This window comes from Rhizobium sp. AN73 (assembly GCF_030757975.1).
Lineage (GTDB): Bacteria > Pseudomonadota > Alphaproteobacteria > Rhizobiales > Rhizobiaceae > Agrobacterium > Agrobacterium arsenijevicii.
Window position 1 is genome coordinate 311068 of the sequence record NZ_JARWME010000002.1, and the last position, 13011, is coordinate 324078.

General features: G+C 58.7%; 11 protein-coding genes and 4 pseudogenes. 10 read left to right on the top strand and 5 right to left on the bottom strand.

Features of this window, described 5'->3' with window-relative positions:
* Nucleotides 1–289 precede the first annotated feature (289 nt).
* The 3 genes from choW to RBH10_RS11390 all read left to right on the top strand — a co-directional run bounded on the left by choW (nt 290) and on the right by RBH10_RS11390 (nt 3027).
* On the top strand, nt 290–1141 hold the full coding sequence (choW, locus tag RBH10_RS11380; protein WP_045022944.1) for a choline ABC transporter permease subunit: 852 nt from the start codon (nt 290–292) through the stop codon (nt 1139–1141).
* A complete protein-coding gene (gene choV, locus RBH10_RS11385) occupies nt 1138–2184 on the top strand; it encodes a choline ABC transporter ATP-binding protein (protein WP_281037135.1) in 1047 nt (348 codons plus the stop codon). The genes choW and choV overlap by 4 nt, the downstream gene beginning before the upstream one ends.
* Before the next feature lie 522 nt (nt 2185–2706).
* Entirely contained in the window at nt 2707–3027 is a 321-nt protein-coding gene (locus tag RBH10_RS11390; protein WP_045019117.1) for a helix-turn-helix transcriptional regulator, read from the top strand.
* A 115-nt stretch (nt 3028–3142) separates the two neighbouring features.
* Here the strand turns inward: RBH10_RS11390 and RBH10_RS11395 are convergent.
* Nucleotides 3143–4319, bottom strand: a pseudogene (locus RBH10_RS11395) (DUF3095 domain-containing protein).
* Between the two features lie 286 nt (nt 4320–4605).
* On the opposite strand from RBH10_RS11395, the gene RBH10_RS11400 reads away from it, so the two are divergent.
* The 4 genes from RBH10_RS11400 to queF all read left to right on the top strand — a co-directional run bounded on the left by RBH10_RS11400 (nt 4606) and on the right by queF (nt 7750).
* Complete coding sequence (locus RBH10_RS11400; RefSeq protein ID WP_045022912.1) at nt 4606–5712, top strand: branched-chain amino acid ABC transporter substrate-binding protein; 1107 nt, start codon at nt 4606–4608, stop codon at nt 5710–5712.
* Between the two features lie 69 nt (nt 5713–5781).
* Nucleotides 5782–6210, top strand: coding sequence for a glyoxalase superfamily protein (locus tag RBH10_RS11405; RefSeq protein ID WP_281037133.1), 429 nt, complete (start codon nt 5782–5784; stop codon nt 6208–6210).
* A gap of 155 nt (nt 6211–6365) precedes the next feature.
* Nucleotides 6366–7268, top strand: a complete 903-nt coding sequence (locus RBH10_RS11410) for a cation diffusion facilitator family transporter (protein WP_281037132.1) — start codon at nt 6366–6368, stop codon at nt 7266–7268.
* Between the two features lie 17 nt (nt 7269–7285).
* Complete coding sequence (gene queF / locus RBH10_RS11415) at nt 7286–7750, top strand: preQ(1) synthase (protein ID WP_045022909.1); 465 nt, start codon at nt 7286–7288, stop codon at nt 7748–7750.
* 25 nt (nt 7751–7775) lie between these two features.
* On the opposite strand, the gene RBH10_RS11420 is transcribed toward queF, so the two are convergent.
* Nucleotides 7776–8534 (bottom strand): DUF2076 domain-containing protein, encoded by a 759-nt coding sequence (locus RBH10_RS11420; RefSeq protein WP_281037131.1) that lies wholly within the window; start codon nt 8532–8534, stop codon nt 7776–7778.
* A 100-nt stretch (nt 8535–8634) separates the two neighbouring features.
* Nucleotides 8635–9225, bottom strand: a complete 591-nt coding sequence (locus RBH10_RS11425) for a HupE/UreJ family protein (RefSeq protein ID WP_281037130.1) — start codon at nt 9223–9225, stop codon at nt 8635–8637.
* Nucleotides 9226–9455: 230 nt separating this feature from the next.
* Between RBH10_RS11425 and RBH10_RS11430 the strand changes: the two are divergent.
* A pseudogene (locus RBH10_RS11430) lies at nt 9456–10042 on the top strand (ATP-dependent Clp protease proteolytic subunit).
* A gap of 130 nt (nt 10043–10172) precedes the next feature.
* Here RBH10_RS11430 and RBH10_RS11435 read toward each other — a convergent pair.
* Nucleotides 10173–10422: pseudogene (locus tag RBH10_RS11435) on the bottom strand (pentapeptide MXKDX repeat protein).
* A gap of 322 nt (nt 10423–10744) precedes the next feature.
* Between RBH10_RS11435 and RBH10_RS11440 the strand changes: the two are divergent.
* Together RBH10_RS11440 and RBH10_RS11445 are read left to right on the top strand one after the other, a co-directional pair.
* Nucleotides 10745–11155: pseudogene (locus tag RBH10_RS11440) on the top strand (sigma-70 family RNA polymerase sigma factor); the annotation flags it as partial.
* The gene (locus RBH10_RS11445) at nt 11152–11796 is read left to right on the top strand and encodes an NrsF family protein (protein WP_281037127.1); all 645 of its coding nucleotides are present in this window, start codon (nt 11152–11154) and stop codon (nt 11794–11796) included. The pseudogene RBH10_RS11440 and the gene RBH10_RS11445, both read left to right, overlap by 4 nt.
* 84 nt (nt 11797–11880) lie before the next feature.
* On the opposite strand, the gene RBH10_RS11450 is transcribed toward RBH10_RS11445, so the two are convergent.
* Nucleotides 11881–12963 (bottom strand): esterase-like activity of phytase family protein, encoded by a 1083-nt coding sequence (locus RBH10_RS11450; protein WP_281037126.1) that lies wholly within the window; start codon nt 12961–12963, stop codon nt 11881–11883.
* Nucleotides 12964–13011: the final 48 nt, after the last annotated feature.

Consider the following 13011-nt stretch of genomic DNA (forward strand, 5'->3'; position numbering starts at 1 on the left):
AAGACAATGCATGACTGCATCCGACCTGTCCTTCGACAGGCCGGATGCAGCAGGAAATATTGATGCCCCTGCATGACCCTGGCCCGCGAATTTTCAGCGCGCGTCAGGTCATGCGCAAGCACCGCGTCCGGCAGCCCCGCTGGCGGCCGCCGTTTCTGCATCACCAGCATTTCCGGTGAAACGGGATCACCTTCAATGCTTTTTCTCCTTGTTTTTGGCAATTCCGGACCCAAAACCGCACCGCTTTTTTACTGGAATTGCTCTGGTTCACGAAAGGTCTTTTCTTACCGTGGAATGGCTCAGCGCTCCTGAAAACCGCCTGCCCGTCGGCCGATATGCCAAGGAGGCCATCGACTGGCTGACCGGCAATCTCGCTTTTTTCTTCGATTGGCTTTCCTTCATTTTCCAAAGCGTCATCAACGCCCTGCTTTACGTTTTGCAGGCGCCGCATCCGCTGGTCATCGTCGCGATCCTAACAGCTCTTTCGGCCTGGACGCGTCGTTCCGTCGGCATGCCGGTCTTCACGGCGCTCGGTCTCCTGTTCATCATCAATCTCGGATACTGGAAGGCGACCACGGAAACGTTGGCGCTCGTCATTGCCGCCAGCGCGGTGTGCATGATCATCGGCATTCCGCTTGGAATTTTGGCGGCGCGGCGCAGGTGGATCTATGCCGGCATGCGCCCGGTGCTGGATCTGATGCAGACCATTCCGACCTTCGTGTATCTCATTCCGGCGCTGGTGCTGTTCGGCCTCGGCATGGTTCCGGGGCTTATCGCCACCGTCATCTTTGCCATTCCGGCGCCCGTGCGCCTGACCCGTCTCGGCATCGTTTCGACGCCGCCGGCGCTGGTGGAGGCGGCCGTTGCCTTCGGTGCTACGCCGTCGCAGGTTCTGCGCAAGGTGGAGCTTCCCTTCGCCGCACCGCAGATCATGGCGGGCCTTACCCAGACGATCATGCTTTCGCTTTCGATGGTGGTCATTTCCGCCCTTGTCGGCGCCAATGGTCTCGGCGTGCCGGTGGTCCGCGCATTGAACACCGTCAACATCGCCATGGGCTTCGAAGCGGGATTGTGCATCGTCATACTGGCGATCGTTCTCGACCGACTTTTCCGCCTTCCCGGCACGGAGCATGATCTATGAGTGACGCAATCATCTTCGGAAATGTCGATATCGTCTTCGGCGACCGTCCCGACGCGGCGCTGGCGCTGATCGACAAGGGCAGCACGCGCGACGAGATCAATGCTGAGACCGGGCTGGTCCTCGGTGTCGCGAATGCCTCGCTTTCGGTCAATGAGGGCGAGATACTCGTGCTCATGGGGCTTTCCGGCTCCGGCAAATCGACGCTGCTCAGGGCCGTCAACGGTCTGGCGCCCGTGGTGCGCGGCAATGTCAGCGTGAAGACGGCGACCGGTTTTGTCGATCCTTACCGCACGACGGCGAAATCGCTGCGCGATCTGCGCATGCATACGGTTTCGATGGTCTTCCAGCAATTCGGCCTTCTGCCCTGGCGCAATGTGGCCGACAATGTCGGTTTCGGGCTGGAGCTTTCCGGCACCCCGGAAGCCGAGCGTAAGCGCATGGTGGCCGAGCAGCTGGAACTGGTGAACCTGTCCGCCTGGGCCGACCGCAAGGTGGGAGAGCTTTCCGGCGGCATGCAGCAGCGTGTGGGGCTGGCGCGGGCTTTCGCCACCGGTGCGCCCATTCTCCTGATGGACGAGCCGTTCTCGGCGCTCGACCCTCTCATCAGAAGCCGTCTGCAGGACGAGCTTCTGGAATTCCAGAGCCGGCTGAAGAAGACCATCCTCTTCGTCAGTCACGATCTGGATGAGGCCTTCCGCATCGGCAACCGTATCGCCATGATGGAAGGCGGGCGCATCATCCAATGCGGTACGCCGCAGCAGATCGTCAAGCAACCGGCCACGCAATATGTCGCGGACTTCGTGCAGAACATGAACCCGATCTCCATGCTGACCGCCGCCGACGTGATGAAGCACGGCGTGGATGAGCGAAACGGCCGGCTGACGGTTGCCGCCACCGCCCGTCCGACATCGCCGCTGATCGACATTCTCGATGCGCTGTCGAAACATTCCGGCGCGATCGGCGTCGTCGACAATGGCGCGATTATAGGCACGATTTCCGCGGATGAAATCGTGACCGGGCTGACCCGCCACCGAAAGAAATAGGATTCACCCGCATTAGTAGAGAAAACGAAAGGCCTTCCTCCCCGGGAGGCCTTTTTGTATTACTTAACGCTGGTATAATGAAAAAGAATATTCCCGATATTATAAGTTATGCATTAAAATAATTACGAATAAAAAGCATATTGCAAACTCTGAGAAAATTGCGCAAAGTAAAAATAGATTCTGTACCTCCTTGCTAAATTTAAGGTGGTGGTAGGTTGCGGTCATCAGGACGAACATTGGAACACGGAATTTGAGTGCTCAATTTTTGATTGTTTTTTTCTTCAATCTCTACTGGTAATACATTGGGTTGTTGCTGAAATAGCAAAAAACGGGCAAAAATCTGAAAATTTGCGCACGATATCTTGGTAAATGATCAATGAAGAATAGTCTTTGAAAGGGACACGATATAAGCAAGATTTAGGTATATACAACGTATCAACTGAATTATAAAAAACACCTTTTGGACCACCTATAATAGCCACCATGACGGTCTTTCCGACTGTCATCAGGAGACTTGAGCGTATGGATAACCAATCTCTGTCGGAACATAGCATCGCCGCTGCAGACTTGCTCTCAGCGATGGCGAATCCCAAGCGCCTGATGATCTTGTGCACGCTGGTGGATACGGAAGTGCCGGTCGGTGTTCTTGCCTCCCAAGTTGGTCTCAGCCAGTCCGCGCTCTCGCAGCATCTTTCGAAATTGCGTGCCCAGCGGCTGGTGAAGACAAGAAGGGATGCTCAGACCATCTATTATTCCAGCAATTCCGAATCCGTCAAAAAGATCCTCGCCTCCCTCGAGGAAATTTATTGCCAGGTGCAGAAGAGCAGCAAGACTGCCGCCTGATCCCACGGCCATCTCAAGGCCCGGCGGTACTATTCCGTTGAAACCGGCGCTCGACGCCGGTTTTTTCGTTTTTGGATGTCTGGCATGTGTCCCGTAAAGACGCAGCCAGCCTGGTTCACGGCGAAGACGCAGCCTGCATCTGTTGCTTGAGCCGGCTTGCCGCAGCCGCATATCCGCCGTCGGCGCCATCCACGAAATGCATGTGGTCCTTCGAAAGCGGGGAGGGAACGATACAGGTCATCAATGCGGCGTCCTGCTCGTGCAGGCCGAAATAACAGGTTCCGGAGAGACGGCCCAGTTCCAGCCGCGCACGGATTTTTTCGAGCCGTGTGGTGTCGATATCCACCGTCATCTTCAGGCCATCGTCAAATTTCCTGAAATCGGTGTTGCTGGCGACCGAGCGCCGGTAGCGTGCAGCATTGAAGCGTCCAAGCGACAGTCCCGTTATGCCAAGAAGACAGATAAGCAGGCTTTCGCCAAGGATGCGCAGGGAACGGCGCATTTTGCCCCAGCCATCGTGATATGCCGCACCGGCCCGGGCTTCGAGACCGAGCCCCTCCTTGACGAAGCCGAGTTGCGGCCCGTCCTCCGGCACGGGGTGGCCGTGTCTTGCGTCCTGCTCGGCCAGATCGACAAGATCGATAACGAGCTGGCGGAATGCCGGCATGTCCCGCGACGGTCCCGGCACGGCGATGATCGACACCACCTTGCCATGGGAGGCGGGAATGGGGTTCCAGCGGCACGAGAGGCCAGTCAGGTCCGGTCGCCCGCCTGTCGCCACCACAGGCAGGGCGTATTGCCCGTCTTTCATCCGCGCTTCGGCCCAGCTGTTGCCGCCGCCCGAAAACATGGCGTAGGAAACGTCTTCGCTCGCCTGAAAGCGTGCGACACGCACATCAAAGCCGTTCTCGCGAATGTCCTCCACCGGAACCAGTGCCACGCGCATCGAAAGGTCGAGATCGTCCTTCACCCAGCACTGCACGTTCGAAAGGGCGATGCCCGCAAGGGATATCCCATCCGGCGGCACGGCGACGGCGGCTCCATCGCCGCCGAACACGAAGGGCAGATCGTGCCGCCCAAGGCTGTTCGATATGCCTGAGATGACCGCAGCGCCCGCCATGTTGACGGCCTTGTATCTGCCGGCGCCGATCGCCCCCGTCGAGATCGACGATATCGGCGATGGCCAGTCCCCATCCCGGCGGCAGGGCGCGATAAAGCGCCGGGTCGGCCACGTCTTCAAAATGCCGGAAGACGGGCAGGCCCGTCAGAAATTCGTCATCTGCTGCGATCATGCCGCCATTATCTCCCAGCGGCGGCCAAACGCCAAGCATTTACGCCGTGCCGAACGCCCGTTCCGACGACACGATCGAGGCCGGCCTGACGATAGATTTACCGGGAATAGACCTTATCCAGCAAAGGTGACTTGCATAAGTCATCAAACCTTCCGTATGAGTTGAGTTGAAGGCTCGGAATTCAAAGATGGAACGGGTTTTCGCCGGGAGGCGTCCGCGAAGTTTCATTCGGTCGGCGCCCAAGGCGCTCATCGGGGCAGAGCCCCATTTCCAAGGAGACACCAGGATGAAACTGAAGACATTGACCAGCGTGACGCTCGCAGCGTCCTTCGCATTCGCACCGCTTGCCCATGCCGAAATCGTCATCGGCCTGATTGCACCGCTCACGGGTCCCGTCGCCGCCTATGGCGATCAGGTCAAGAACGGCGCCCAGACGGCAGTCAATGAAATCAACAAAAAGGGCGGCATTCTCGGAGAACAGGTCGTCCTCAAGCTTGCCGACGATGGCGGCGAGCCGAAGCAGGGCGTGTCCGCGGCAAACCAGCTGGTTGCCGAAGGCATTCATTTCGTTGTCGGTCCGGTCACCTCCGGCGTCGCCATTCCGGCATCGGATGTTTTCGCTGAAAACGGCGTCCTGATGATCACGCCGACGGCGACCTCGCCGGGCCTGACCAATCGTGGCCTTTCCAACGTCTTCCGTACCTGCGGCCGTGACGACCAGCAGGCCGAAGTTGCGGCGAAATACGTTCTTGCCAACCTCAAGGACAAGAAGATCGCCATCATTCACGACAAGGGCGCTTACGGTAAGGGTCTGGCGGATGCCTTCAAGACCACGCTGAACGCCGGTGGCGTTACCGAAGTTCTCTATGACGCGCTGACACCAGGTGAAAAGGATCTCGGCGCGCTGACGGCTCGTCTGAAATCTGAAAATGTCGGCATCGTCTATTTCGGTGGTTACCACCCGGAGGCCGGTCTTCTGGTGCGCCAGCTGAACGATATCGGTGCCAAGGCTGCCGTTATCGGCGGTGATGGCCTGTCGAACAGCGAGTTCTGGAACATCGGTGCAAAGGCCGGCGAAGGCACGATCTTCACCAACGCTTCCGACGCCCTGAAGAACGACGATTCCAAGGCTGCTGCCGAAGCGCTGAAGGCCGCCAACATCCCGGCGGAAGCCTTCACCCTCAATGCTTACGCCGCCGTCGAAGTGCTGAAAGCCGGCATCGAGAAGGCTGGAAGCGCCAAGGATTCCGAAGCTGTCGTCAAGGCTCTGAAGAGCGGCGACGCATTCGCTACGGCAATCGGCAAAGTCACCTATGGCGAGAGCGGCGACCTGACGTCGCAGGCCTTCTCGCTCTACAAGTGGCAGGACGGCAAGATCGTCGCAGCCGAGTAAGGTCAAAGGTACCGGCCGCATCCATTGCGGCCGGTACCGTCTCCATCGCCTGAAAAAGGGGTAAGCAGAATGGGCAATGATCTTGACGCCCGGGATGCGGGCGCGACGAATAAGGAAAACCTTCCTGAAATTGGCTTTGGGCAGATATTCCCGATCCTCAGAATTTTCGACGAGGCCAAGGCCCGGGAATTCTACATCGATTTTCTCGGTTTCGAGGTCGACTGGGAACATCGTTTCGGTGAGAACTCGCCGCTCTACATGCAGGTTTCGCGGGCCGGAATGGGGCTTCACCTCAGCGGCCATCACGGCGATGCGACGCCGGGTTCCAATATATTCGCCACCATGCATGGCGTTCACGCCTATCAGCAGGAACTGGTAGGCAAAAAATACCGCTTCCTCAATCCGGGCGTTGAAGAGTTGCCTTGGGGCGATATCATGGAAGTCATCGATCCGTTCGGCAACCGTATCCGTTTCTGCGAGCAGAAAAGCGGGGAGTGACGTCTTTGACGCGACCTCGCGGGTCTTGACCTTGTCTGCGGTTTGAACGATAGAAAATGCAAATAGTGAACCGCGTGCAGGGAAACCCCTGCGCGCGGTTCATGCGTTTTGGCAGTCGGTTCTGCAATTCGTTCGCATACGCACGGGGGCAAAAAATGAACAGTGAAGGCAATGCACTGGTAAGGAAGCTCGCATTCTGGGGCATTCCGCTTTCTTTCGGCGTGCTGGGTCTCAAGCTTGTGGCCTGGTGGGTCACGGGGTCGGTCGCACTTCTGTCTGATGGTCTGGAATCGACCGTCAACGTGGTTGCGGCCTTCATTGCCTATTTCGTTATTAGATATGCGCAGAAGCCCGCCGATGACGACCACCAGTTCGGTCACCACAAGGCGGAGTATATTTCCGCAGTCGTGGAAGGCGTGCTGATCGTCGTTGCCGCTCTCCTGATCGTGCAGGAGGCCTGGGGCGGTCTCTTCAACCCGAAACTGCCGGAAGCACCGGTTCTCGGTCTTGCCATCAACATGTCGGCAGGCATCATCAACGCCGTCTGGGCGACGATCCTCATCCGCGTTGGCCGGAAATATGCCTCGCCGGCGCTTGCCGCCGATGGCCATCATATCATGTCCGATGTCGTGACGTCGGTTGGCGTTCTCATCGGCCTCGTTCTGGCGCTTCTCACGGGTTACGCCATTCTCGATCCGCTGCTTGCCATTCTGGTCGCCATCAACATCCTGTTTCAGGGTTCCAAGGTCATTCTGCATTCGCTCGGCGGGCTGATGGACCGGGCGGTTGAACCGGAAGAGGACGAGGCGATCAAGAAGGCTATCGCCGAAAATTCCGGTGGCGTCATCGGGGTGCATGATCTCAGAACCCGCCGCGCCGGCTCGGCCGCCTTCATCGATTTCCACGTCGTCGTTCCCGCAACGATGACGGTGCGGGCGGCGCATGATATTTGTGACCGCCTTGAAGATGCCATAAGGGACGTCATACCGGGTGCCAGCCTTGCCATTCACGTCGAGCCGGAAGGCGAAAAGGCGCATGGCGTCAAAGTGATCGTTTGAATAAGCAGGAGTTTTCCATGTCCGTGACGGATGTTTCCAGCCTGTCGCAGCTGGGCACGAAGGTCGATACCCCCGAGAGCCCGGAAAAGGCCATTCTCGAAAAAGTGCCGAACGGCAATGCCGGCACCGACTACGTGGTGCGGTTTACCGCGCCCGAGTTTACCTCGCTTTGCCCGATGACCGGCCAGCCGGATTTCGCCCATATCGTCATCGACTATATTGCCGGTGATTTTCTGGTGGAATCGAAATCGCTGAAGCTGTTCCTGCAATCCTTCCGCAACCACGGCGCATTCCACGAGGATTGCTCGGTCTATATCGCCAGACGGCTGGTGGAGCTGTTACAGCCGAAATGGCTGCGGATCGGCGCCTACTGGTATCCGCGCGGCGGCATTCCGATCGATGTCTTCTGGCAGACCGGACCGGTGCCGGAAGGTGTGTGGTTGCCGGATCAGGGTGTCCCGACCTATCGCGGTCGCGGCTGATCCGGCTTTTCACAATTGAAAACGATCAGGCGAACGAACCGTCGTCGCCTTGATCGGAATCGTCATCGGCGCTGTCGTCGTAATCGGCCTGCTGGACATCATTATCGTTGTCCCGCTGGGCGGAATTGTCGCCGTAGTAGTTGTTGATGACGGTTTCTTCGACCGGCGGTGCGTTGTTGCCCAACGGATTGCCACCGCCGAATGGCGAGCCCATGCCGAGGGACGATGCGTGGTTGCCGAAGATACCGCTCAGCGAATTGGCGAGCAACATGCCGCCTGCAACACCGGCAGCAGCGCCGAGCGCGCCCTGCAGGAAACCGCCGCCGGAGCGTCCGGCCGCTGCGGGTTGCTGGCTCCAGAGACCGCCGGGCTGCTGATCAGGTGCGCGGCCGGCGGGTGAACCCCAGGGACCGGCTGTCTGACCTGCCGTATCATTGCGCCACGATGTCTGAGGCGGCGGCGAGGCGGGTGCGGGAGCAGGTGATTGCTGTTGGCCGGTGCCAAAGATCGAACTCAGAAAACCGCCCTGTGCGGCCGCTTGCGGGGCTGCATTGCTGCTTTCCAGCGCGTGGATGCGGTCTTCGAGCTGTTTGATATGTGCTGCCGCCGCTTCCAGACCCTTTTCCTGAACGATCACCGCCTGGGCGAGATAATAGGGGGCTGAGGGCTGATCGCGCACGGCATCTGCGATCAACGTTTCCGCCTCGCGGTCACGCGGGGTGGCGGATGCGGTTTTGGTCCTGTCGAACAGGGCCTTGAGAAGCTGGCTTTCTTCCGGTGACATATGATGCCTCCTTACCGTGAAGCGTAAATCCACGATAAGGAGGTAGGCCTAAATTCAGGCTTTTCAAAGCGGCCGAAACTTTAAATTTCGGTAATGATCGTCAACCGCCGAAAGCGAGCGAAAGGCCCGCTATCGCCGTCAGCGCACCGGCGGTGCGGCTGGCGGCCGTGCCGAAACGGGCAATGCCGAGGCCAAGCGCGATACCGGCGAGATGCAGGATCGCGGTTGCGATCATGAAGCCGATGCCGAATTGCAGGGCGCCGGCGCTGCCGAGTTCACCGCCATGCGCATGGCCATGGAAAAGGGCGAAAGCGCCGACCACGGCTGCTGCCGCTGCCACCGGAAGCCGTGCCGCCATGGCGACGAGCAGGCCGAGACCGATGACGGAGGCCAGAATGGCAGGTTCGACAAAGGGAAGGCCGATGCCGAAAACGGCCATCAGGAAACCGACGGCCATGGTGCCGACGAAGGCGGACGGCACCATCCACAGTGCCTTGCGGTCGTTCTGCGCCACGGCGATCTGCGAGGCCCAGAGGCCGACGGCCACCATCGCCAGAATATGGTCCGCGCCGAAGAAGGGGTGGGAAACGCCGGCCATGAAGGAGCCGTGTTCTTCCGGGTTCAGATGGGCGAAAGCGGGCAGGGCGGTGGCGCCGAGTGCGGCGGCAGCGAGGCTTAGTCTTTTCAGCATGATTCCCTCTTTTGATTATCGCCGCCGGCAAGGCATCTTGGGGTTCCCGCAACGGGCGGCACTGCAATGACAAACGGACGATATAGCGAACCCCGAGAGGCTGTCCATGCGTCATCTGCCGGGGGGTATTGTTTATTGTTCGGGTGCAAACCTTGTCTTTTTTGCTCATTGCCTTACGTAACAAGTCGCACTATGTCCGAAGGGCATGCATGAATTACGCTGGAGAGCCGTTGATGAACGAAGACGAAGACGACAAGAGCAAGGAACTGCCGATCGGCAAGGAAACGGAAGCGAGATCTTTTCAAGTCGCGTTCGATCTTCATCTATGGTGGCATCACGCAGGAACTGGCGCAGAAGGTCTGCACGCAGCTGGTCGCACTCGCGGCCGCCAGCGACGACGACATTCGCGTTTACGTCAATTCGCCGGGCGGTCATGTCGAGATCGGGTGATTCTATCCACGACATGATCAAGTTCATCAAGCCGAAGGTCTATATCATCGGTACGGGCTGGGTCGCTTCCGCCGGCGCGCTGATCTATGTATCGGTGCCGAAGGAGCGTCGTCTCTGCCTGCCGAACACCCGCTTCCTGCTGCACCAGCCCTCCGGCGGCACACGCGGCATGGCGTCCGATATCGAAATCCAGGCACGCGAAATCATCAAGATGAACCAGCGCCTGATCAAGATCTTCTCCAAGGCCACCGGCCAGAGCGAAGAAAAGATCGCCAAGGACATCGATCGCGATTACTGGCTCGGCGCGGAAGAGGCCAAGGGTTACGGTCTCGTCGGCAAGATCGTCGAGAGCCAGTCGGAACTTTAAGTTTTTGACTTTCGTTTGAGAAAGCCCGTGTCGGTGAAAACCGACACGGGCTTTTTCCGTTCAGGCCGGGGGATACGCCCGGTTCCCGGTCACGCGGGCCGGATGTTGGGCCGGCATCATTTCGCTTGCATCATTTCATCGTGTCGCAGGTCTTCATCATGTGGGCTTTTTTTCATCTTGTTCATTTCCATGTCAGCCTTGTGCATGCAGTCCTTTTTGGCCGCCATGGACATGCCGCCCTTTTTCATCGTCTGCATCTTCATGGTGTCGTGGTGCATTTTCATCGTATCGGTTTTCATGCTGTCGGCATGGGCGATGCCTGCGAAAGAAAGAACGGACAGCATGGAAGCGGTAGCGATGGCGGCAAAAATGCGGGTCATGGAAGGTCTCCTCTGGACGTCGTTGAATGTCCGCCGGCGTTGTGCCGCGGTCCACGATTATCCATTCGGTTAGGAACGACCGGCCGTTACATCTTCACGCGTTTGTGACGGCATCTTCGAGCGAGATTTTTTAAAAGCCATTATGTAACAATATCCCGCCGATTGCGAATAAACCGATAGTGACGATGACAGGCAGCCTTTCGGAAGAGACATTAAAAATGCTGATGCTGCGTTCTCTTGACGGGGACGAAAGCGCCTACAGGCATTTGCTCCATACCTTGCGCAGGCTGCTTATCGCCTATTTCGACCGGCGCATGGGGGCCGCTTCGCGGGGGATGTGGAAGATCTCGTACAGGAAACCCTGCTGTCGCTGCATGCCAAGCGCGAAACCTATGATCGTGAGCGACCCTTCACGGCCTGGTTCTTTTCGATAGCGCGCTACAAACTCATCGACCACTATCGTGGCAGGGGCGCGCGCATGCTGGCGGAAGTTGAACTCGATGAGACGCTGGAAGCGGGCACGTCTGTCGATGCCGTCACGGCGCGCATGGATGTGGAACGGCTGCTCGATGAGTTGCCGGAGCGGCAACGCGAGCTCATTCGCAGGGTGAAGCTCGAAGGTCAGTCCATCGCCGAAGCGGCAAAAAAATCCGGCCAGACCGAGCTTGCGGCGAGGGTCGGCATTCACAGGACGCTGAAAATCCTGGCGGCAAAGTTGCGAGGCGAGACGTGAGGAAGACGGAAGACATCATCGAACAACTGGCGACTGGTCTCAAGCCCGTGCCCGCCTTGGCTGTGGAACGTCGGCTGGCGTTTGCCGTTGTGCCTGCGCTCGGCGTTTCGCTGCTGCTGATGCTCGTCATTCTCGGGCTGCGTGTCGATATGCACGACGCCTTGACCGACGTGGGTTTCTGGATCAAGTCCGCCTACAATGCCTTGCTGGCCCTGACTACGTTTTTCGCTGTCAGCCGCCTTGCCCGACCTGACGGGAGCAGCGGCTGCCTTTTTGTCTGGCTTGGGTTGATTGTCGTCGCGATGGCGGCGATTGCGCTCGTCCAACTGGGGTTTGCTTTTCCAGACAATTACAGGACGCTTGTTCTGGGATCATCGGCGCTGCATTGCCCTTTTCTGATCGTTGCTTTCGCGCTTCCGATGTTTTTGGCGAATTTTGCGGTTCTGAAGCGCGCTGCCCCCGCTGACCCGGCGCTGGCCGGTTTTGTCGCGGGCATTGCAGCGGGTGCGGCCGGAGCCTGGGTCTATTCCTGGTTCTGCACCGAAAACGGCATGGCTTTCGTGCTGATCTGGTATTCCCTGGGTATTCTCTTGACCGGCCTGATCGGCGCTGTGACCGGTTCGCGCCTGCTCCGCTGGTGAAGGACGCATCTTTTGCCGCATCGCGTCAGTTGCTGATACCGGCTCGAACATCGTTCCGAGCCGGTATTTTCGCTGTCGAGTGTTTCACTGGCCCAGATTGGCGGGCACTGCGAATGCGACAAACTGGGTGAATTGCTGGGGATTGAAATTGTCGTCCGAGGCGATGAAGAACAGCTGCTTGCCATCCACCACCGGCCCGAATGCGAAGCTTTCGATATTGTCGATGTCGAGGCCGAAATCGCCTTCGTTGATTTCGAACCACGGCGTTTTCGATACGCTGCGCACATTTGCCGCATCGATCTTGTCCTTGCCGAGGATGTTTTCCGCGCCTGAGAAGTCGGCGATGAAAAAGCGGATATGGTTGCCGACGCCGGAGGCGAAGTTGCGCTCCACGGCCACAAACCGGCCATCCGGCAAGGCTTCCATGGCCGAAAGACCGTTATCGTTATACTTCGGTTCGGCGGCTGCGGTGGGGGTCTTGGAGATCGCCTCGGTCACATAGACGTGCTCGGCGACCGGTTTCAGCGTCGCGGTGTCGATCACGAGGATGCGGGCCGGACTGCCGGCCTGTGGTGTCGCCTTCTGGCCGTCCTGGATCAGCGCATTCTCCGTGGCGGCGATGAGCCGGCCGGAGGCCAAAGTCAGCCCCTCGAAGCCAAGATTGTTCTGCACGCCCTTGGTCTTTGCATCATCGATGAGGTAGGCATCGGGCAGTTCCAGCCGCTTCACGTTGCCGCCGTCGATATCCGAGACATAAAGGGCTGGCTGGTTTTTCAGGTCGCGTTCAGAGGACCAGTAAAGCTTGCCCCCTTTGCGGTCGAGCGCGATCCCTTCCGCATCGATACCCTTCGATGCGAAGGCCGCCCCGGTCTCGTCCTTCAACTCGTGCATGGCGGCGATGTTCAGGGAAACCGCGCCTTTGGTCACAGCCAGCTCCAGCTCGTAATAACGGGCCGGACCATTTTCAACCCGGTCATCGGAGATCGCCAGATAACGGCCGGTCTGGCTGTCAAAGGTCAGATCGGAAATGCCGCCGAATGCGACGCCATTGATGGAGAGGCCCGAAGGCACGACGATCTGGCCGAGAAAAGTCGGGGCTGGCGGGGTTTGCGCTGCAACCGGAAGGGCCGCAAAACAACAAGCGGCGATGGTGACGATGCGAAGCATGGCGAGTGTCCCTCTTGTGGCGTATGCCGGGAGGATTAGCGCCCTGCC